At 53.1% G+C, this 21,346-nt stretch carries 20 protein-coding genes; 12 read left to right on the forward strand and 8 right to left on the reverse strand.

The features are described from left to right. Positions 1-36: 36 nt before the first annotated feature. Genes ACQ0PY_RS23485 through ACQ0PY_RS23500 form a run of 4 tightly spaced genes read right to left on the reverse strand, consistent with a single transcriptional unit; the run spans position 37 to position 3,532 of the window. Positions 37-879, reverse strand: a complete 843-nt coding sequence (locus ACQ0PY_RS23485) for a class II fructose-bisphosphate aldolase (RefSeq protein ID WP_042998880.1) — start codon at positions 877-879, stop codon at positions 37-39. Next, positions 866-2,233, reverse strand: a complete 1,368-nt coding sequence (locus tag ACQ0PY_RS23490; protein ID WP_042998879.1) for a PTS sugar transporter subunit IIC — start codon at positions 2,231-2,233, stop codon at positions 866-868. Before ACQ0PY_RS23490 ends, ACQ0PY_RS23485 begins: the two co-directional genes overlap by 14 nt. Beyond that, complete coding sequence (locus ACQ0PY_RS23495; protein ID WP_042325486.1) at positions 2,226-2,540, reverse strand: PTS sugar transporter subunit IIB; 315 nt, start codon at positions 2,538-2,540, stop codon at positions 2,226-2,228. Before ACQ0PY_RS23495 ends, ACQ0PY_RS23490 begins: the two co-directional genes overlap by 8 nt. A gap of 11 nt (positions 2,541-2,551) precedes the next feature. Then, complete coding sequence (locus tag ACQ0PY_RS23500; protein WP_044265180.1) at positions 2,552-3,532, reverse strand: 6-phosphofructokinase; 981 nt, start codon at positions 3,530-3,532, stop codon at positions 2,552-2,554. 483 nt (positions 3,533-4,015) lie between these two features. On the opposite strand from ACQ0PY_RS23500, the gene ACQ0PY_RS23505 reads away from it, so the two are divergent. Genes ACQ0PY_RS23505 through ACQ0PY_RS23520 form a run of 4 tightly spaced genes read left to right on the forward strand, consistent with a single transcriptional unit; the run spans position 4,016 to position 8,726 of the window. Further along, positions 4,016-4,462, forward strand: coding sequence for a PTS fructose transporter subunit IIA (locus ACQ0PY_RS23505; RefSeq protein WP_044265178.1), 447 nt, complete (start codon positions 4,016-4,018; stop codon positions 4,460-4,462). A gap of 10 nt (positions 4,463-4,472) precedes the next feature. After that, a complete protein-coding gene (locus ACQ0PY_RS23510) occupies positions 4,473-5,918 on the forward strand; it encodes a PTS fructose-like transporter subunit IIBC (protein ID WP_044265175.1) in 1,446 nt (481 codons plus the stop codon). Further along, a complete protein-coding gene (locus ACQ0PY_RS23515; RefSeq protein WP_044265173.1) occupies positions 5,908-6,978 on the forward strand; it encodes an aminopeptidase in 1,071 nt (356 codons plus the stop codon). The genes ACQ0PY_RS23510 and ACQ0PY_RS23515 overlap by 11 nt, the downstream gene beginning before the upstream one ends. Further along, positions 6,978-8,726, forward strand: a complete 1,749-nt coding sequence (locus ACQ0PY_RS23520) for a putative frv operon regulatory protein (RefSeq protein WP_109739659.1) — start codon at positions 6,978-6,980, stop codon at positions 8,724-8,726. The genes ACQ0PY_RS23515 and ACQ0PY_RS23520 overlap by 1 nt, the downstream gene beginning before the upstream one ends. A gap of 54 nt (positions 8,727-8,780) precedes the next feature. Here ACQ0PY_RS23520 and ACQ0PY_RS23525 read toward each other — a convergent pair whose 3' ends face one another. Next, entirely contained in the window at positions 8,781-8,993 is a 213-nt protein-coding gene (locus ACQ0PY_RS23525) for a YdgH/BhsA/McbA family protein (RefSeq protein ID WP_042998873.1), read from the reverse strand. Between the two features lie 128 nt (positions 8,994-9,121). Beyond that, positions 9,122-9,958, reverse strand: a complete 837-nt coding sequence (gene fdhD, locus ACQ0PY_RS23530) for a formate dehydrogenase accessory sulfurtransferase FdhD (protein ID WP_044265169.1) — start codon at positions 9,956-9,958, stop codon at positions 9,122-9,124. A gap of 192 nt (positions 9,959-10,150) precedes the next feature. On the opposite strand from fdhD, the gene fdnG reads away from it, so the two are divergent. From fdnG to fdhE, 7 genes are all read left to right on the forward strand, one after another. Beyond that, positions 10,151-13,201 (forward strand): formate dehydrogenase-N subunit alpha, encoded by a 3,051-nt coding sequence (fdnG, locus tag ACQ0PY_RS23535; RefSeq protein ID WP_090050648.1) that lies wholly within the window; start codon positions 10,151-10,153, stop codon positions 13,199-13,201. A gap of 12 nt (positions 13,202-13,213) precedes the next feature. Beyond that, complete coding sequence (gene fdoH, locus ACQ0PY_RS23540) at positions 13,214-14,119, forward strand: formate dehydrogenase O subunit beta (RefSeq protein ID WP_042998870.1); 906 nt, start codon at positions 13,214-13,216, stop codon at positions 14,117-14,119. Further along, positions 14,116-14,751: a formate dehydrogenase cytochrome b556 subunit gene (gene fdoI / locus ACQ0PY_RS23545; RefSeq protein ID WP_044257180.1), complete on the forward strand. Its 636-nt coding sequence runs from the start codon at positions 14,116-14,118 to the stop codon at positions 14,749-14,751. The genes fdoH and fdoI overlap by 4 nt, the downstream gene beginning before the upstream one ends. Positions 14,752-14,935: 184 nt before the next feature. Then, positions 14,936-16,273 carry a vWA domain-containing protein gene (locus ACQ0PY_RS23550; RefSeq protein WP_086512772.1) on the forward strand — a complete coding sequence of 446 codons (1,338 nt, stop codon included), beginning with the start codon at positions 14,936-14,938 and terminating at the stop codon, positions 16,271-16,273. A gap of 17 nt (positions 16,274-16,290) precedes the next feature. Continuing rightward, complete coding sequence (locus ACQ0PY_RS23555; protein ID WP_109739661.1) at positions 16,291-17,787, forward strand: sensor histidine kinase; 1,497 nt, start codon at positions 16,291-16,293, stop codon at positions 17,785-17,787. A gap of 4 nt (positions 17,788-17,791) precedes the next feature. Further along, a complete protein-coding gene (locus tag ACQ0PY_RS23560; protein WP_044257174.1) occupies positions 17,792-18,478 on the forward strand; it encodes a response regulator transcription factor in 687 nt (228 codons plus the stop codon). 144 nt (positions 18,479-18,622) lie between these two features. Beyond that, positions 18,623-19,552, forward strand: a complete 930-nt coding sequence (gene fdhE, locus ACQ0PY_RS23565) for a formate dehydrogenase accessory protein FdhE (RefSeq protein WP_042998866.1) — start codon at positions 18,623-18,625, stop codon at positions 19,550-19,552. 30 nt (positions 19,553-19,582) lie between these two features. Here the strand turns inward: fdhE and ACQ0PY_RS23570 are convergent, their stop codons facing one another. Together ACQ0PY_RS23570 and ACQ0PY_RS23575 are read right to left on the reverse strand one after the other, a co-directional pair. Further along, complete coding sequence (locus tag ACQ0PY_RS23570; protein ID WP_042998865.1) at positions 19,583-19,969, reverse strand: type II toxin-antitoxin system VapC family toxin; 387 nt, start codon at positions 19,967-19,969, stop codon at positions 19,583-19,585. Beyond that, on the reverse strand, positions 19,969-20,208 hold the full coding sequence (locus ACQ0PY_RS23575; RefSeq protein WP_162300700.1) for a ribbon-helix-helix domain-containing protein: 240 nt from the start codon (positions 20,206-20,208) through the stop codon (positions 19,969-19,971). Before ACQ0PY_RS23575 ends, ACQ0PY_RS23570 begins: the two co-directional genes overlap by 1 nt. A gap of 209 nt (positions 20,209-20,417) precedes the next feature. On the opposite strand from ACQ0PY_RS23575, the gene ACQ0PY_RS23580 reads away from it, so the two are divergent. Continuing rightward, positions 20,418-21,344: an alpha/beta hydrolase gene (locus ACQ0PY_RS23580; protein ID WP_061069448.1), complete on the forward strand. Its 927-nt coding sequence runs from the start codon at positions 20,418-20,420 to the stop codon at positions 21,342-21,344. Positions 21,345-21,346: the final 2 nt, after the last annotated feature.

The raw sequence follows: 21,346 nt of genomic DNA on the forward strand, positions 1-21,346 counted from the left end.
AACAGGGCAACAAAACATCATTTATTAATAACGGAGTTATTTAAATAACGCGATCTTTTCCATTAATACCTGGGTGACGGCATTATTTGCCGGAATTAAAAACTTACGTACGCTGTCATTCACTTTGCCTTTCTCAAAGGTATTTTTACACTGGTCGACCCACTGTACGTTCATTTCCGTGCCGACATTCACTTTATTAATGCCTTCAGTGACGGCCAGGCGCATATCGTCATCACTCACCCCCGTTCCCCCGTGTAATACCAGTGGAACACCGGTCGCGGCGCTGATCTCTTGCAGCCGCTGATGTTGAATCTGTGCCTTGCCGGTATACAGGCCGTGTACCGTCCCCACCGACACCGCCAGCATGTCGACTCGCGTTTCCTCAACGAAGCGTTTGGCATCTTCTACCGTCGTAAAGCAGATATCCTCTGCCGCCACTGCTTTACCATCCTCTGAGCCACCAATAGCCCCAAGCTCGCCTTCCACCGTAATATTGCGCGGTCTGGCCATCTCCACCACGATGCGGGTATTACCGATATTCTCTTCCAGTTCCAGGTGCGAGCCGTCATACATGACCGAGGAAAATCCGGCATTCATCGCCGTCTCAATGGCGCTGATATCAGAGCAGTGATCCAGATGCAGACAGGTCGGGACATTCTCGCTCTCTGCCAGCGAACGCACCGCATCAACCAGCAGGCGATAACCCAGATATTCTGCCGTCCCGGTTGAAATCTGAATCATTAACGGGCTATTCGTTTTTTGCGCCGCTTTAAAAAACGCAGGCAGCATTTCAATACAGTGCAGGTTAAAGGATCCAATCGCTTTGAAATTTCTTTCCTGGCCGATTTTTAGGATCTCGTTGAAATTATACAGACTCATGAACATTTTCCCCTTTTGGCTTAGCGGATTTACCGTTTACGAACCATGCCAGTGCGGCAACAAAAACAATGAACAACGCGACAAACAGCCAGTTATTCTGGAAGGCGTGGCCTAAAACGAGGCCGGAACTGATGACGTCAGAATCGCTGAACGTGACGCCGGTGAAACCGTAGGTTTCCAGCATCGGCACCAGAATCGCAGGCAGGAAGGTGATGAACAGCCCGTGAACTACGCCGCCGATCATCGCGCCACGACGGCCGCCCAGCGCGTTGCCAAAGACGCCCGCGGTCCCCCCGGCGAAAAAGTTAGTTAGCAGACCCGGCAGGATCATCGCCAGACCAAACATCGGGAACACCAGCATACCGATGATGGAACCGACAGTGGTCGCCAGGAACCCAACAATCACCGCGTTGGGGGCATAAGGGAACAGAACCGGGCAATCCAGCGCGGGCTTTGCATCCGGAACGATACGCATAGCGATACCGCGAAATGCCGGAACCAGTTCGTTGAGCAGTAAGCGCACGCCGCTGTAGAGCACGAAGACACCGGCCACAAACTGAATGGACTGCATGAAGGCATACATCAGATAGTTCACGCCGCCGGAGAACTGGGCGATATATTCCGGACCCGCCGCCAGCGCCGGAATGAGGTACATCGGCACCATCACTACCGCCATGGCGAGATAGGTATCCTGTAAGAACTTGAAATTATCGGGTAATTCAAGGTCTTCCGTGGAGCGAGATCCTTTGCCCACCACTTTAGCCACCGCCGCCTGCACGAGATAGCCAATAGTACAAAAGTGCCCCAGCGCTACATCATCCGAGCCGGTGATGCGCCTGACCACCGGTTGCGCCAGCGCAGGCATCAGCACCGCCATCACGCCGCCAAAAACCCCGCCGGTCAGAATCAACGGCAGTCCGGTGAGCCCCGATTTATAGCCAATGACCGCGCCAATGGTCGCCATCCACAACAACGCTTGTCCGGTCAGGAAGATGTATTTCAGCGGTGTCAGACGCGCGATGATGATATTGACGGCAAAAATCACCATCAGGGTTAACGCCACTTCTGAGCCCAACTCACGGTTAGCTAACCCGGCGATGGCAGCCACATCGGTAATGTAGCCCTTCATACCAAATCCCTGAGTAAAAATATCGTTCAGGAAGGTCAGTGTGGCGACAATAATATTGATCCCGGCCATCATGATTAAAAAACCGAGCAGCGTTTTAAACGTCCCCTCTGCGGTTTTTCCCGGTGATTTCTTTTGTAGGATCAGTCCGAGCATCGCGATAAAGGCGATTAATATCGACGCCTGACCGAGCAAATCTTTAACGATGAATTCAACGAAGCTATTCATAATGAGCTACCTTCAGATTCCGCTCTTTTAAAAACGCGACGATTTTGGCTTCAATTTCGTCTTTGTCCGTGAGCTTATTCAGAACCACGACCCGTTTAATTTCTTCTTCACTGGCATCAGCCGTTAAGATGTCAGCAAAGGTTTTTTGCGTCAGGATCATGTCAGATTTAAACGCCCCTGCTTCAGATACCGTGGTATGTTCGATATGCGCAGGAATTTCCAGTTTCTTTAAAACCGCTTTCGCCGTCATTTCAATAGCAAAACTTGAACCGAGGCCGCAGCCACATACGCAAAGAATTTTCAGCATGTAAGGTCTCCTCAAATAATATTGAGTTGTTTGGCAAGTTTGTAATGATGTCCTTCTGTATCGACCAGACGTTTTTTCATACTTACGAGATCAATCGGAATAGGTTTATTGCTTTGATTTATAATAATCGCTTTATTTTTCATCCCTGACTGGATGCATCGAACCACTTCGCTCGCCATGATGGTGCCCTGATAAATTTCTTCACAGGTCGGATCGCCATTACGTAAACCGTAACCAACAATCGTTTTACGAATGCGCTCGCCAATACGTGGTTCGAGCTGTTTTATCATGGTGTCAATCGCCCCCTGAAAACCGGGAGAATATTCTCTGGTGTAGCCTTCTGAACACAGAATAATCACGCTATTCTGGACGGTCAGTTTTTGACTTACCCGTTCCGCTAAGGCATCAAGCGACATCTGGCATTCCGGAATCAGGGCGATATCCGCATTGCATTTAATTGCGGATTGCAGCGTTAATTCACCACAATACCCCCCCAATAATTCCACCATAAACACACGACCAGGTAGCGCTCTGCCCGTATTTCGTAAACGAGAAACCTCCTTAATAATCTGTTCACAGGCGGTCGAAAAACCAATCGTATAATGACTGCCATAAACATCATTATCGATAGTCATCCCCACGCCAAAACAATTAATATCAAATTCGCTCAGGGTATTGAGAAACTGTAAACTGCCGTCACCGCCCGCCATAATTAACACATCAATGTGCAGCGACTTGAGTTTTCTGGCGATCGTTTCATATTCGCTACGCTGCAACTTACGGGTCGTTCTTCCCGAGGTAATGAGAGGTATTGCCGCGATAGAAAAATCGACCAAATCGCGCCATGCCACGTCATGATGATTTTTCTCCAGCAAGCCGGGAATACCACCATTAAATAAGGTAATTTTTGCATCCGCGAGTCGGGCAATCTGGAATATGAAATTATTTATTCCAGACACATCGCCCCCACTAATGACAATACCAATTTTCATTGCGTTTCCTCCGAAGCACCCGTGGAAACATTTTTCCCTGACTTCAAGTCCGCTATTTGCAATGAAGATCACATTATGCTGATAAATTCAGAGGCGAGTAATATTGACAGACTGATTGCATGGTCAATTTTTGTGATACCAATCACATATAAAAGTGAAATTTATCAAAGCGTGATTTTTTAATTCCGTTAATTATCATTTAGTTAATTGAAGCCCCCCTCATCCTTTTTACGCACCCCTATTCTGTACGTTATATCGAGTTTATAAAAAGAGAGAAATGTGAGAAATATCGCATTTTTTTGCGTCCGGGAGGTTTATCAGCGCATTATTTCTTTCTGCGTCGCGTTGCAAAATGTGGCCTTGTGCACAAAGCCTGTTGATGCTTAGCCCACATTATGTCACTCCGCTCAGACATATTGCCGCTCATCTCAATACGAAAGCATCGTTAAAATCGTAGAAAAGAGGTTTTAACGGAGTCTCTCTATGTCAGTGCTTACGGTACGTTGTATTGACCTGAATATTCAGGGCAACAGCACTTATTCCATTCTGAAACAACTCGCGGAAATGGCGTTTAGGAATGGCGCGATCACCGATCGCCAGTTGTTTTTACAAACGCTGCTGATGCGGGAAAAACTGCATTCTACCGGATTCGGATCAGGTATCGCTGTGCCCCATGGCAAAAGCGCCTGCGTAGAACACCCCTTTGTACTGTTTGCCCGTAAAACTCACGGAGTGGACTGGCAGTCCAGCGATGGCGAAGCCGTTAACTGTTGGATCTGCCTCGGCATACCGCAAACCGGCGAAGACGATCAGGTCAAAATCATCGGCACCCTGTGTCGCAAACTTATCCATCAGGATTTCATCAATCAACTGAAGCAAGGTGACGCCACTCGGGTACTGACTTTGCTCAATCAGACCTTAACTTCATAAGGAAGCGGCTATGGAGTCATCCTTACGTTTAGTAGCAATCACCAACTGTCCTGCCGGCATCGCCCACACTTATATGGTGGCCGAAGCGCTTGAGCAAAAAGCACGCTCGCTCGGTCATACGATTAAAATCGAAACCCAGGGGGCAAGTGGTGTAGAAAACCGCCTGACGCAGGATGACATTGCCGCCGCCGATTACGTGATTTTAGCCACCGGGCGTGGCTTAAGTGGTGACGATCGGGCGCGATTTGCCGGGAAAAAAGTCTATGAGATCGCCATTTCCCAGGCGCTAAAAAATATCGACCAGATTTTCACACAGTTGCCTTCTCATTCGCAGATGTTTACCGCAGATAGTAGCGTTAAACTCGGTAAACAGGATGTCCAGCAAGGCAGTGTAATGAGCCACCTGATGGCGGGGGTTTCCGCTGCGCTCCCGTTTGTGATCGGTGGCGGTATCCTGGTCGCCATCGCGAATATGCTGGTGCAGTTCGGCTTGCCGTATACCGATATGTCGAAGGGTGCGCCGTCATTTACCTGGATTATCGAATCCATCGGCTATCTGGGCTTCACCTTTATGATCCCCATTATGGGGGCGTATATCGCGTGGTCGATTGCCGACAAACCCGCATTTGCCCCGGCGTTTCTGGTCTGCTATCTGGCTAACGACAAAGGATTGCTCGGCACCCAGTCTGGTGCTGGTTTTCTCGGCGCGGTGGTACTGGGTTTGGCAATCGGCTATTTCGTGCTGTGGTTTCGCAAAGTCCGTCTCGGCAAAGCGCTCCAGCCGTTGCTTGGCTCGATGCTAATCCCATTCGCCACTTTGCTGGTGTTTGGCGTGCTGACGTATTACGTTATTGGTCCGGTGATGTCGGATCTGATGAGCGGCCTGCTGCACTTCCTGAACACGATCCCCCCGTCCATGAAAATGGGCGCCGCCTTCCTCGTTGGCGCGATGCTGGCATTTGATATGGGTGGGCCCATCAACAAAACCGCATGGTTTTTCTGCTTCTCACTGCTGGAAAAACATATCTATGACTGGTACGCCATCGTCGGCGTAGTGGCGCTAATGCCTCCCGTCGCGGTAGGCATTGCCACGTATCTGACACCCAAACTGTTTACCTCACAGGAGAAGGCCGCCGCGAGCAGCGCGATTGTGGTCGGCGCCACTGTCGCCACCGAACCCGCAATTCCTTATGCCCTGGCCGCACCGCTGCCAATGATTACCGCCAATACACTCTCCGGTGGTATTACCGGAATGCTGGTGATCGCTTTCGGAATCAAACGCCTCGCGCCGGGATTAGGTATTTTTGATCCGCTGATTGGCCTGATGTCGCCGGTAGGCTCCTTTTACCTGGTGCTGGCTATTGGCCTCGCACTGAACATTGCGTTGATTATCATCCTGAAAGGGCTGTGGCTGAGACGCAAGACCGCGCAACAGGAACATGAACATGAACATTAAGTTACTTCAGCAATTATGCGAAGCCAGCGCGGTCAGTGGCGATGAACAAGAAGTGCGTGCAATTCTCATCAATGAGCTGGAATCCTGCGTGGATGAAATGACGTTTGACGGCCTCGGCAGTTTTGTTGCTCGTAAAGGTCATTGTGGGCCAAAGGTGGCAGTCGTCGGTCATATGGATGAAGTCGGCTTTATGGTCACACATATCGACGATAGCGGTTTTCTGCGTTTTACGACAATTGGGAGTTGGTGGAGTCAGTCGATGCTGAACCACCGGGTCACTATTTGTACACGCAAGAGATTTAAAATCCCTGGTGTTATCGGTTCCGTTGCACCGCATGCCCTCACCGAAAAACAGAAACAGCAACCACTGACATTTGACGAAATGTTCATTGATATTGGCGCAAGCAGCCGCGAAGAGGTAGAAAGGCGCGGTATTGCGATCGGTGACTTCATTAGCCCAGAGGCGAACTTTGCCTGCTGGGGCGACGACAAAATCGTCGGCAAAGCACTGGATAATCGTGTCGGCTGCGCCCTGATGGCAGAACTTTTGCAGTCCGTCGATAATCCGAATATCACCCTCTATGGCGTGGGCAGTGTGGAGGAAGAGGTGGGGCTGCGCGGCGCGCAAACCTCAGCAGAACACATCAGGCCCGACGTGGTTATCGTCCTGGATACTGCTGTTGCTGGTGATGTCCCTGGAATCGACAACACCAAATACCCATTGAAACTGGGTGAAGGTCCAGGGCTCATGCTGTTTGATAAACGTTATTTCCCAAATCAACAGCTGGTCGCTGCATTAAGGACGAGTGCAGAAAACAGTGGCGCCCCTTTACAGTTCTGTACCATGAAAACCGGAGCAACAGACGGTGGACGCTACAATGTGATGGGTGGCGGGCGCCCCGTCGCAGCACTCTGTTTGCCCACCCGCTATCTGCATGCCAATAGCGGCATGATTTCTGCAAAAGATTATGATGCATTGTTTACGTTAGTCCGTGAGCTGCTGACTTCATTGACGGCAGAGCAGATCAAAACTTTCACCGACTTTCGCCGGGTGATCTGATGCTCAGTGAACGCCAGTTAACGCTTGTCGACCTTCTTGAACAACGGCCTAACTCACTCAGCGAGCTGGCGCGGCAAACTGGCGTTTCAGGTAGAACAATCCTGCGCGATATTGATTACATCAATTTTACCCTCAGCGGGAAAGCGCGCATTCAGCCTGGTGGCAGTGCGGGTTACCAACTGGACATTATCGACCGGCGCAGCTTTTTTCAGCTTTTACAACGCCATGATAACGACGATCGTTTGCTGGCACTTCTGCTGCTCAATACCTTTACCCCCCGCGTACAACTGGCTTCTTCGCTTAATTTGCCGGAAACCTGGGTCGCAGACCGTCTGTCGCGACTGAAGCAACGCTATGAGCGTGCATTTTGTCTTTCCAGCCGCCCCGGTGTGGGCCATTTCGTTGATGAACCAGAAGAAAAACGGATTGTCCTGCTGGCGAATCTGCTCAAAAAAGACCCGCTGTTAATTCCTCTCCCCGGCGTGACGCGAGACACTGTCGAACGACTTACCAGCGCATGTGAACATCTTCTTGCTGAGTTCCCACTGACGTCGGGTGAATACCTCGCCAGTCTGGTGCTGGCGGTCTATGCACTGCGTAATCAACTCTCGGGCACATGGCCTGAATGTCGGCATACAGTGTTAAAAAATGCCGTAGAACAGGGCGGGATCTATCTTGGCGAGAACGCGTTCAAAACGCTGCACGGACTGCTGGATAAACAGCAACAACAGGCCATGACCCTGTCTGCCGATACCGTGATTGCTTTACTACAACGCGTACCTGGCGTCGCCACTTTGAACCTTATCGATACGCAACTGGTTGAAAATATCACGGGTCACCTGCTGAGATGCGTTTCGGCCCCCGTTTGGGTACCGGAACATCGCCAGAGCAGCATGAATAACCTGAAAGCGGCCTGGCCCGCTGCATTTGACATGAGCCTGCGCTTCATTGCGCTACTGCGGGAACAGTTAGAAATTCCGCTGTTTGACAGTGATCTGATCGGGCTCTATTTCGCCTGTGCGCTGGAGCGGCACCAAAATGAGCGTCAACCCATCATTTTATTATCCGATCAAAATGCGATTGCCACCATAAATCAGCAGGCTATTGAACGTGATGTATTGAATTGTCGGGTGATCATTGCACGCACTCCCAGTGATGTGTACGCGATAAGACAAGAAGTTGATCCCCTGTTGATCGTCAATAACAGCCACTATTTATTGGATGACTCATTAAAAAATGTCCTGACTATTAAAAATATTATTTCCGCAGTCGGGTCCGAACAAATCAAAAATTTTCTTGCCACGGCGTTTATTCGTCAGCAACCGGAGCGCTTCTTCTCTGAGCCGGGCAGCTTTCACTATATGAATCTCGCCGACGAAACCTGGCATCACATTACCCATCAGATTTGCGACAAACTCGTGGCGCAGGAACATATCACCCGTGATGAAGCACTGCGGATATGCGCCCGCGAAGATGAAGGCGAAAACCTGATTATCAATCATCTGGCGATCCCCCACTGCTGGAGCGAACAGAAGCGTCACTTTCGCGGGTTCTTTATTACTCTGGCGCATCCCGTACAGGTCAATAATGAACCGGTCAGCCATGTACTGATTGCTTGCGCTGCCGCTGACGCACGTCACGAATTAAAGATCTTCAGCTATCTGGCCAGCGTGCTGTGTCAGCATCCCGCCGAAACCATTTGTGAGTTAACGGGATATGACGCGTTTATGTCGTTGTTAAAACAATAATGACAGACACAAAAAAAGCGCCTCAAGGGCGCTCTTTCGACAATGGAGATGAACTTATTTCAGCAGTTCCGCCGTCATGTGCACGCGGTTACCGGTGTAAGCCTGAGTGATTTTATAGGAGCTTGCACCAGCCTGTTCAGCCTGAGCGGCGATTTTTGCTTCAGCACTTTCCAGAGTAGAACCGGTCGCGGTCACAGACTGGGCAGCAAAAGAACCGAAAGAGGTAGCGAGAGCGATAACTGCGACAAAAGTTTTGATGCTTTTCATGATATAAACCCTTTAACTTAGTTGTTTAAGTAAGGCACCGTGCCTTGATGTGATAAATAATAGGCCGTTACTCAGACAACTAAAAGCGGAAGGATTTGCCCGTCTCATTCAAATTAATTGAATCAAAATCACTCAGCGATTAAACGCTGCGGATGAGTATAAATGGTCGCCCTGCCTGGCTTACAGAACCCCACCAGCGTCAGATTGCAGCGCTCAGCGACTTCCACCGCCAGCGTGGTGGCAGCAGAGACCGCAAACAGAATCTCAACGCCGCACATCGCAGACTTCTGCACCATCTCATAGCTTGCGCGACTGGAAACCAGCGCCGCTCCCGGCACCCAGCTTTCGCCTTCGGCGGCACGGCGCCCCAGCAGTTTATCCAGCGCAACATGCCGACCGACATCTTCATGTCCGCCCGCCAGTTCACCCGATGGCATCACCCACGCCGCAGCGTGCGTACACCCGGTGAGCTGCCCCACAGGCTGAAAATCTTTCAGATGTCTTAATGCGTGATCAAGTCTGGAGAGGTTAAAAGTCTGGGTGAACGGCAGCGGCTGCACCGGTTTACCGATGTCATTGAGCTGCTCAACCCCGCACACGCCACAGCCGGTGCGTCCGGCCAACGCGCGACGGCGCTCTTTCAGCCCCATAAAACGGCGACTGGAAAGCTCGATCTGGACTTCAAGTCCATTACAGGAGGGAACCACATCCATGCCATAGATCTCGCGCGGGCTGTCAATGATCCCCTCAGACAAGGAAAAACCGACTGCAAAATGTTCCAGATCCTTCGGCGAGGCCATCATGACAACATGAGAAATGCCGTTATAAACCAGCGCCACGGGCACCTCTTCAGCGACCTCATCCGGCTGAGGGTGATGCAAATCCTCACGCTTCCAAAGGTTAACCTGGCGAGAGCTTGTGACATTAATCACATTTCCGACTTCTTTTGGATGTATCTTATTCACTTTCTTTTAACCGTATAAGAACACACGTACCAACATTGTGGTATTCTGTCGCAAGCCCCTCCTGGATGGGGGGAATTAACCCAATTCTGGACCTTTGCGGTCCCGTCCGCAAAGAAAAATAACAACCACACCCTGAGCGCTCACCAACATGAATGTGAAAGGGATGTGACAATGTCGAAAAAGGAGCAAACCATGCAGGTCAGCAGAAGGCAGTTCTTTAAGATCTGCGCTGGCGGTATGGCAGGCACCACGGCGGCAGCACTGGGCTTCGCGCCCGGCGTAGCGCTCGCGGAAACCCGGCAATATAAACTGCTGCGCACCCGCGAAACCCGTAATACCTGCACTTACTGTTCCGTTGGTTGTGGGCTGTTGATGTACAGCCTCGGCGACGGTGCAAAAAACGCCAAAGCGTCAATCTTCCATATCGAAGGTGACCCGGACCATCCGGTCAACCGTGGTGCGCTCTGCCCGAAAGGGGCCGGTCTGGTGGACTTCATCCACTCCGAAAGTCGCCTCAAATTCCCGGAATACCGCGCGCCAGGCTCGGATAAATGGCAACAAATCAGTTGGGATGAGGCATTTGACCGCATCGCGAAACTGATGAAAGAAGACCGCGATGCCAACTACATTGCGCAAAACGCTGAAGGCGTTACCGTTAACCGCTGGCTGTCTACCGGGATGCTGTGTGCTTCCGCGTCCAGTAACGAAACCGGCTTTTTAACGCAAAAATTCACCCGCGCGCTCGGTATGCTCGCGGTCGACAACCAGGCGCGTGTCTGACACGGACCAACGGTAGCAAGTCTTGCTCCAACATTTGGTCGCGGTGCGATGACCAACCACTGGGTCGACATTAAGAACGCCAACCTCGTCGTGGTGATGGGCGGTAACGCCGCTGAAGCACACCCGGTCGGGTTCCGCTGGGCGATGGAAGCGAAGATTCACAACGGCGCGAAGCTGATTGTGATCGATCCGCGTTTCACGCGTACGGCGTCGGTGGCCGATTTCTATGCCCCAATCCGTTCTGGTACTGACATTGCCTTCTTGTCAGGCGTGATGCTGTACCTGCTGACGAACGAAAAATATAACCGCGAATACACCGAGGCCTACACCAACGCCAGCCTGATCGTGCGTGAAGATTTCGGCTTCGAAGATGGCCTGTTCACTGGCTATAACGCGGATCAACGCAAGTACGACAAGACCAGTTGGAACTATGAGCTGGACGAAGAGGGCTTTGCCAAACGCGATACCACCCTGCAACACCCGCGCTGCGTCTGGAACCTGCTGAAACAGCACGTCTCCCGCTACACGCCGGACGTGGTGGAAAATATCTGCGGTACGCCAAAAGCCGACTTCCTGAAAGTCTGCGAGTACATTGCGGAAACCAGCGCGAAAGACAAAACCGCATCGTTCCTGTATGCCCTCGGCTGGACACAGCACTCCATCGGTTCGCAGAACATTCGTACCATGGCGATGATCCAGTTGCTGCTTGGCAACATGGGGATGGCAGGCGGCGGCGTTAACGCCCTGCGCGGCCACTCCAACATTCAGGGGCTGACAGACTTAGGCCTGCTGTCACAAAGCCTGCCGGGTTACCTGACGCTACCGAATGAAAAACAGCCGGACCTGCAAACGTATCTGGCCGCGAACACGCCAAAACCGCTGTTGAAAGACCAGGTCAACTACTGGGGCAACTACCCGAAATTCTTCGTCTCGTTGATGAAGGCCTTCTACGGCGATAAAGCGACAGCGGAAAATAGCTGGGGCTTTGACTTCTTGCCGAAGTGGGACAAAGGGTACGACGTGCTGCAGTACTTCGAGATGATGAAAGAGGGTAAGGTCAATGGCTATATCTGCCAGGGCTTCAACCCGGTTGCCTCATTCCCGAACAAAAACAAGACGATCGCATCACTGTCCAAACTGAAGTTCTTGGTGACGATCGATCCGCTCAACACCGAGACCTCCACCTTCTGGCAAAACCACGGTGAGTCGAACGATGTGGATCCGTCGAAAATCCAGACCGAAGTGTTCCGCCTGCCGTCCACCTGCTTCGCCGAAGAGAACGGCTCGATCGTGAACTCCGGTCGCTGGCTGCAGTGGCACTGGAAAGGCGCAGACGCCCCGGGGATCGCGGTCACCGACGGCGAAATCCTGGCCGGTATCTTCCTGCGCCTGCGCAAAATGTATGCTGAGCAGAGCGGTGCCAACCCGGAACAGGTGCTGAGCATGACCTGGAACTACTCCACCCCACATGAACCGGCATCGGAAGAAGTGGCGATGGAGAGTAACGGGAAAGCGCTGGCCGATCTCATCGACCCGGCTACGGGCGCAGTGATCGTCAAGAAAGGCCAACAGCTCAGCTCGTTTGCTCAGTTGCGTGACGACGGCACCACCTCCAGTGGCTGCTGGATTTTCGCCGGTAGCTGGACGCCGGAAGGCAACCAGATGGCGCGTCGCGATAACGCCGATCCGTCCGGTCTGGGCAATACGCTGGGCTGGGCATGGGCATGGCCGTTGAACCGCCGCATCCTGTACAACCGTGCTTCCGCTGACCCGCAGGGTAATCCGTGGGATCCAAAGCGCCAGATCCTGAAATGGGACGGCGCAAAATGGAGCGGGATGGACATTCCGGACTACAGCGCCGCCGCGCCAGGCAGCGACGTCGGGCCGTTCATCATGCAACCGGAAGGGATGGGACGTCTGTTCGCTCTCGACAAGATGGCGGAAGGTCCATTCCCGGAACACTACGAACCGTTTGAAACGCCGCTGGGTACCAACCCGCTGCACCCGAACGTGATCTCCAACCCTGCCGCCCGTATCTTTAAGGCCGACGCCGAAGCGCTGGGTAAAGCCGATAAGTTCCCGTACGTCGGAACCACTTACCGTCTGACCGAGCACTTCCACTACTGGACCAAGCATGCGCTGCTTAACGCTATCGCGCAGCCGGAACAATTTGTGGAGATCGGCGAGACGCTGGCGAACAAGCTCGGTATCGCCCATGGCGACACTGTTAAAGTCTCCTCTAACCGCGGCTATATCAAAGCCAAAGCAGTGGTGACTAAGCGTATTCGCACGCTGAAGGCAGACGGTAAGGATATCGATACTATCGGTATTCCGATTCACTGGGGCTATGAAGGTGTGGCGAAGAAAGGGTTTATTGCGAACACCCTGACGCCATCGGTGGGCGATGCCAACTCACAAACGCCGGAATTTAAGTCCTTCCTGGTGAACGTGGAAAAGGTGTAACGGAGACGACTTATGGCTTATCAATCGCAAGACATTATCCGTCGTTCCGCGACTAACGGTCTCACCCCCGCGCCTCAGGCGCGGGACTTCCAGGAAGAAGTGGCGAAGCTCATTGACGTCACCACCTGCATCGGCTGTAAAGCCTGTCAGGTGGCCTGTTCAGAGTGGAACGACATCCGTGATGAGATCGGCAGCAACGTCGGGGTCTATGATAACCCGGCGGATTTAACCGCTAAATCCTGGACCGTGATGCGTTTCTCGGAAGTGGAGCAGAACGACAAACTGGAATGGCTGATCCGTAAGGATGGCTGTATGCACTGCGCCGATCCGGGCTGCCTGAAGGCGTGTCCGGCAGAAGGCGCTATCATTCAGTATGCCAACGGGATTGTCGACTTCCAGTCCGAGCAGTGCATCGGCTGTGGTTACTGCATCGCCGGTTGCCCGTTCGACGTGCCGCGACTCAACCCGGAAGACAACCGCGTCTATAAATGTACGCTGTGCGTTGACCGCGTGACCGTTGGCCAGGAACCGGCCTGCGTGAAAACCTGCCCAACGGGTGCTATCCACTTTGGTTCCAAAGAGGACATGAAAACGTTGGCTGGCGAGCGTGTGGCAGAACTGAAAACCCGTGGTTACGACAATGCTGGCCTGTACGATCCGGCGGGCGTAGGTGGGACGCACGTGATGTATGTGTTGCACCATGCCGACAAACCGAATCTGTACCACGGTCTGCCGGAGAACCCGGAAATCAGCGCCACCGTGAAATTCTGGAAAGGGATCTGGAAGCCTCTTGCAGCGGTCGGCTTTGCCGCGACCTTTGCGGCCAGCATCTTCCACTACGTCGGTGTCGGTCCAAACCGTGCGGATGAGGAAGAGAACAACCTGCATGAAGAGAAAGACGATGAGGTGCGCAAATGAAAAGACGTGACACCATCGTGCGCTACACCGCGCCGGAACGCATCAACCACTGGGTCACCGCCTTCTGCTTCGTGCTGGCGGCGGTGAGCGGACTGGGCTTTTTCTTCCCGTCCTTCAACTGGCTGATGCAAATCATGGGCACACCGCAACTGGCGCGTATTCTGCACCCGTTTGTGGGCGTCATCATGTTTGCCTCGTTCATCATCATGTTCTTCCGTTACTGGCACCACAACCTGATTAACCGGGATGACATTTTTTGGGCGAAGAACATTCGCAAGATTGTCGTCAACGAAGAGGTGGGTGACACCGGGCGGTATAACTTCGGCCAGAAATGCGTGTTCTGGGCGGCGATTATCTTCCTGGTGCTGCTGCTGGTGAGCGGTGTGATCATCTGGCGTCCGTACTTTGCGCCAGCGTTCTCCATTCCGGTGATCCGCTTCGCGTTAATGCTGCATTCATTTGCCGCCGTCGCGCTGATTGTGGTTATCATGGTGCATATTTACGCCGCGCTGTGGGTAAAAGGTACTATTACCGCGATGGTAGAGGGCTGGGTAACCCGCTCCTGGGCGAAGAAGCATCACCCGCGCTGGTACCGTGAAGTTCGCGAAAAGCAGGATAAAACCCAGTCGTAAGCAAAGGCTGTTCGTGAACCGATAAGATAACGCCGGAGACTGAGTTTCCGGCGTTTTTTTAAGGGATATTTTTGGCCTGACAGGCCGTTTTGACAACTTTTTGACAACTTTATACAGATTACAGACCAACCGACGTTACGGTCGCATAAGAATGGAGTCGATTCTTAAGACAAGGAGACGTACCGTGAATCTCAAACACCTCTTCGCAGCCCTGGCAATGGGACTGCTTGCGACAACAACGGCGGCACAACCGCCCGCGCCGAAAGTGACGATTAAATCCGAACTGGCTTCCCCTCTGGTGCTGGAAAACAGCCAGGACAAAAACTACCTCAAAGTATCACTGACGGGTTTCCCGCTGCATGCAACCAAACGCAGCCCGATCAACCTCGCGCTGGTGATTGACCGCTCCGGCTCTATGGGCGGCGAGCGTATCGAACAAGCCACAGAAGCTGCCGTAATGGCAGTGAACACTTTAAGCGCCCAGGACACGCTCTCGGTGGTGATTTACGACGACGTCGTGGATGTCATTGTGCCGGCGGCCAAAGTCGACAATAAAGCGAAACTTATCAGCCAAATCCGTGAACGACTGACCGCACGCGGCGGTACTGCCCTGTTTGCCGGTGTCAGCCGCGGTATCAAAGAAAACAGTAAATTCCTCGATAAGGCCCATGTTAACCGCATCATCCTGCTGTCTGATGGTCAGGCGAACATCGGCCCTTCCTCCACCAGCGAGCTGGCAGAACTGGGTAAGATTGCCGCCCGCAAAGGGATTGCCATCACGACGATGGGTATTGGCGAAGGCTACAATGAAGATCTGATGGCGGCGATTGCCCAGTACAGCGATGGCAACCACGTGTTTGTACAAAACACCGATGCCCTGGAGAAGGCATTTGCCCATGAATTTGGCGATGTCATGTCCGTCGTCGCTCAGGATGTGGTGGTGCAAATTAACGTCGCCGACAACGTTAAGCCACTTCGCCTGCTGGGGCGTGAAGGTGAAATCCGCGACAACACGGTGACCGTTAAACTGAACCAGCTTTACGCCAATCAGGAGAAATATGTCATGCTGGAAGTGCTGCCGGCGAAAGGCCAGGCCGCACAAAGCAAGCCGCTCGCTGAGGTCAACGTCAGCTATAACAACCTCGCCACCGGGCAGAAAGAGCGTTGGGATGACAAGATGGCCGTCAGCTATACCGCCTCAGCCAACGAGGTTCAGAAAGCGCAGGTGGAGGATGTGATCGTCGATTCCGCCATTCAGAAATCCGCCATTCAGAATGAGCAGGCGTTACAGCTCATCGATGAAGGCAAAATGGACGAGGCGAAAGCGATCCTGCGCGAAAACTCCAGTACACTCAGCGCGTTACCGCTTAGCGCACCGGCCGCCAGAATGAAGGCACAGGCGAGCGCAGAGGAAAATCTTAAGTTGCTGGACAGGATGGAAAGCGAAAGCAAAGAAGCGTCGCGCAAGTCGCTGAAAGAACAGAGTTATAAAACCAAAAACCAGAGTTCGAAATCGAACTGATCCACAAGGAGTGCTGGATGTTCAGACGTAAGCCGATTTATCTCGTCATTACATTGATGTTTTTTATTCTGCTTGCTTACCTGGGCGTTCGCACTCTGGAACATGAAGTCTTGTTGCGTCAGTACCAGACCCAAACCCTGGCGAAATCGCAAACCGCCAGCGTCGCCAGGGGGATCGAAAATATTCTGCAGCAAAAAGCCTCCCGCCTGCATGCGATTGGCGATTTTATCGACCCCGCAGAGGTCGCCACCCTCAGCGCGCTTAAAGAGAACGACAGCGACATTGCCGACGTCTTTATGCTGCGGAAAAATCATCTCCTTTACCCCGATGAGCGTCAGCCGTTGAGCAACAAGGATAAAGAGTGGGTACGCCTGCTCAGCCCGCTGGTCAACGATCCCAGCCAACTTGCCAGTCATATGACGCAAAGCGAGCAGGACACGCCGCAGGCCGGCTGGTTTATTAGTTTTGAGACTCCGGAACCGCTGTTGATCTACTGGCGGCAGAAAGAGGGGGCGATCATCGGCTTTCGCCTCTCCTGGGTACAGCTGATGATGGATATGGCGAACGGCATACAGGTGAACCCGGGGGATCCGCAGCAGATTGTCAGGGTGACGGAAAACGGCCGTCAGCTTTATCAGAACGCGCAGGCGGATCTGCGGCGGCTCACTTTACTGGACTCCCGCACGCTGGCGTATCCACTCACAACGTGGCAGGTCAGCGCTTACGGCGTCAACGCACCGCTCTGGCATATCTGGCTGTGGGGCGGCGCATTAATCGTCCTGCTGCTTCTCGCCGTCGCACTGTTGGGCGTCTCGCTGTGGCGGGAATATACCCGCGCGGCGCGTCAGGCGCGCCAGCAGGTCGATTTTGTCAGCCAGGTGTCACACGAACTGAAAACACCGCTGACCAACATCACGCTCTATGCCGAACTGCTGCGCGAAGGGCTGGATGATGAACAAACGCATGAGCGACGCTATGTGGATGTGATCACTCAGGAAGGCCAGCGGTTATCACGGCTTATCCAGAATATCCTGACCTTTACGCGCGCACCGAAACTGCATCTTCAGCCAGTCAATCTCCGCCGTCTGATGACAGAAATTACGCAGATCTTTACGCCTGCGTTGCAGGCTAAAGGCATGACGATTCACATGTCCTGCCCTGAGAATCTGATATTGCACAGCGATCGCGACGTGATCACGCAAATTGTCAGCAACTTTCTCAGTAATGCCGAAAAATACGCTTCGCAGGGCCAGCGCGTGGATCTGACCGTTGAACACGTTGCGGAAAACGTGGAGATCGCCGTTCGCGACTATGGTCCCGGTATTGCGGAAAATGAGATGTCCTTGATCTTCCGCCCGTTTTATCGGGTCAAATCCTCCATTACCGAGGGTGTTTCAGGTACCGGTATTGGGCTCACCATCGCTTGCCAACTGGCGCAACGCCTGCACGGAAAGATTCAGGTAACGGCGCAAGAGCCAGGCGTCCGCTTTACCCTTACGCTGCCGCAGGGATGAGAATATGAAGATACTGATTGCCGAAGATGATGCAAACATCCGCCAGGGTCTGGTGGATGCACTGTCGCGCGAGGGTTATTCGATCATAGCAGCACCGAACGGGCGCGCGGCGCTGGAGAGTTATCATCGCGACAAACCGGACTTTGTGCTGTTAGACATCATGATGCCCGAAATGGATGGCTATACCGTCTGCCGGGAAATTCGCCGCCAGAACGAACACATTCCCATCGTGTTTCTCTCCGCCAAAGATGAGGAGATCGACCGTGTCGTGGGGCTGGAACTGGGTGCAGATGACTACATCAGCAAACCGTTTGGTATTCATGAACTGCGGGCGCGGATAAAAACCATCGCCCGTCGTTGTTTAAACCATAGCGCCACGCAGCCTAACCTCAGTTTTGCTTTTGGCGACCTGACGGTGTTACCGAATGAACTGTGCGCCTGGCGCGGCGAACAAAAGCTGGAGCTGACGCTGCGGGAAGTTCGCATTTTAAGCTGTCTTGAGCGTCATAAAAATCAGGTGGTTACGCGCGATATGTTGTTCGATGCGGCGTGGGGGTACGACTATTTGCCCAATAGCCGTACGCTGGATCAGCACATTTCCCGGCTCCGCAAAGTCATCGAACAGGATGCCAATCAGCCGCAGCTAATCCGAACGGTGCATGGTCTGGGGTATCGATATCAGGTATCGTAACGCACACATTGCGATGTCACCGCTATAACCCGCAGGCCGATTGCGGTTATCATTAATGACATTCACCAGCGCGGGCGCGAAATGCCCGCCAATTCACAGAGCGGATTACACCTAGCTAAATCTGCCTAACCAGGAAGTGACTGAATGAGCATTCGTATCATCCCGCAAGATGAGCTGGAAAAGAGCGAGAAACGCGCGACGGATATGATTCCACCGTTATTATTCCCCCGGCTCAAAAATCTGTATAACCGTCGCGCCGAGCGTCTGCGCGAACTGGCTGAGAATAACCCGCTGGGAGATTACCTGCGCTTTGCTGCGCTGATCGCCCATGCCCAGGAAGTGGTGCTGTATGACCATCCGTTGCAGATGGATCTCACTGCACGCATCAAAGAAGCCAACGATCAGGGTAAGCCGCCGCTGGATATCCACGTTCTGCCACGCGATAAGCACTGGCAGAAACTGCTGCACTCGCTGATCGCCGAACTGAAACCGGAGATGAGCGGCCCGGCGCTGGCGGTGATCGAAAATCTGGAAAAAGCCTCCGAACAGGAACTGGAACAGATGGCCAGCGCTCTGTTTGCCTCCGATTTCGCCGCGGTCAGCAGCGATAAGGCCCCGTTCATCTGGGCCGCGCTGTCGCTGTACTGGGCGCAAATGGCCAGCCTTATCCCGGGTAAAGCCCGCGCGGAATACGGCGAACAACGTCAGTACTGCCCGGTGTGCGGCTCGATGCCGGTCTCCAGCATGGTGCAAATTGGCACCACCCAGGGACTGCGCTATCTGCACTGCAACCTTTGTGAAACCGAGTGGCATGTGGTTCGTGTTAAATGCAGCAACTGCGAGCAAAGCCGCGATCTGCACTACTGGTCACTGGATAATGAGCAGGCGGCAATCAAAGCCGAAAGCTGCGGTGACTGTGGAACCTACCTTAAGATCCTCTATCAGGAAAAAGACCCGAAAGTGGAAGCCGTCGCCGACGACCTCGCGTCGCTGGTACTGGACGCGCGCATGGAGCAAGAAGGCTTCGCCCGCAGTTCCATCAACCCGTTCCTGTTCCCGGGAGAAGGGGAGTAAACGCCTTCAACAGGTGATGCCGGACGGTGCTTATCGTCCGGCTTGCAACTGATAAGGCGTAATGACGCCAGGTATCCCCGCGAAATCTCTGGTGTTGCGCGTCACAAGCGCAAACCGATGAATCTGCGCGGTAGCCAGAATGATCGCGTCCGGAAGTTTCATCCCATATTCCTGCCTGAGATTCACGCTTCGCTCAGCAATTTCCTGTGAAACGCCGATGATGTTGAACGCACTCAACGCCACACGTGTACGATATTCCTGATGGTATTTTTTTGCCCCCACCATTACTTCCATCCAGGTAACCAGGCTGATGGCATTCTGCGGCGGATACGCTTCCAGTACTTGCTGTGCTTCCTGGCGCCCGCTGAATAAATCAATCAGGATATTGGTATCGAACAGCACGGGACCCTTTTGCATTACCATTCCTCGCGTAGCGTCCTCTGATACTCAACGCCGTCTTCCTCACAGCCCTGCCAGAGCCCCAGCGCATTGGAAATCGTGGTTTCAGCCTGTCCCTGCCTTTCAAGGTACTGTTCAACCGCTTCGCGCAACAACTCCGCACGCGGCAGATTCCGCTGCTGCTTGAGATCGTCAAGGCGCTTGATCATCTCATCGGATAAGTCGAGTAATATTCTGCCCATGTCCATTCCAGCCATATGCATACATATACTTCCAGTATATCATTGGCGAATAATTTTCAAACAACATACACCGTCAGCAAGCAGGAAAAAAGCGATCTCCGTAGTGACTTTTCCTTTTGCGAGGCGCTTTCCAGAATTTTACTCTGTCCCAAATCCACCATTCTCTTTCATGAAAAACCAGGTTATAACACTGTATATTCATACAGATTTTAGGGATTAAGAAAATGGCGCTTGAAAACGGGATTGCACAACGGGTCGAGGAATTTATCGCGGCGGGACGTCCTTCTGTTCGTCGGCAACATATTGATGACCGGAGAGCAGGCTATATCGCCAGTACCGCGCTGGCCGGAAAGACCGAAATGCGCGTAGAGGTCAGCGATGTTGAACTGGAGGGGATGACGCTGCGCGTCGTATCACCGCGCCATGCTTCGGGTGCTCTGCCCTGCGTTATTTACTACCACGGCGGCTGTTTCGTGAGCGGCGGATTTGCCACGCATGATAATCAGTTGCGACAACTGGCGTATACCAGCGGTTGCCGGGTGATTGCCGTACAATACCGCCTCGCACCAGAACACACGTTTCCTGCGGCGCATGACGATGCTGAAAAAGGGGCCAACCTGATCTGGCAATATGCGAAACAGCTTGGCGTTGAACGCCAGCACATCACGCTTGCCGGGGACAGTGCGGGCGGACACCTGGCGCTGGTGACAGCATTGCGCCTGAAGGCAGCAAAGCAATGGCTGCCCGCACAATTGATGCTGATCTACCCGATGCTCGACGCGACCGCAAAATGTGAGAGCTATACCCGCAACGGTCTGGACTACATCATTACCCGCGACACGTTGCTAACCGGGTATGAGATGTATATGCCCCATACCGATCGCCAGCATCCCGAAGCCAGCCCGCTCTGGCGAGATGATCTCAGCGGCTTACCGCCTACGCACATCATCACCGCTGAATTTGATCCGCTGTGCGACGAAGGCGAACTTTTGTATGAGCGACTGACGACCCAACACGTCGACTGCACCTGCCAGCGCTACCTCGGCGTGATTCATGGTTTTTTCCAGCTAGCTGGCGTCAGCCATGCGGCGCGCAGCGCAATGCAGGATATCGCCTGGCGCGTGACTATCCCGTCCGTTAGCGAAGAATAGAG

It is taken from the genome of Citrobacter sp. LST-B2 (genome assembly GCF_057983045.1).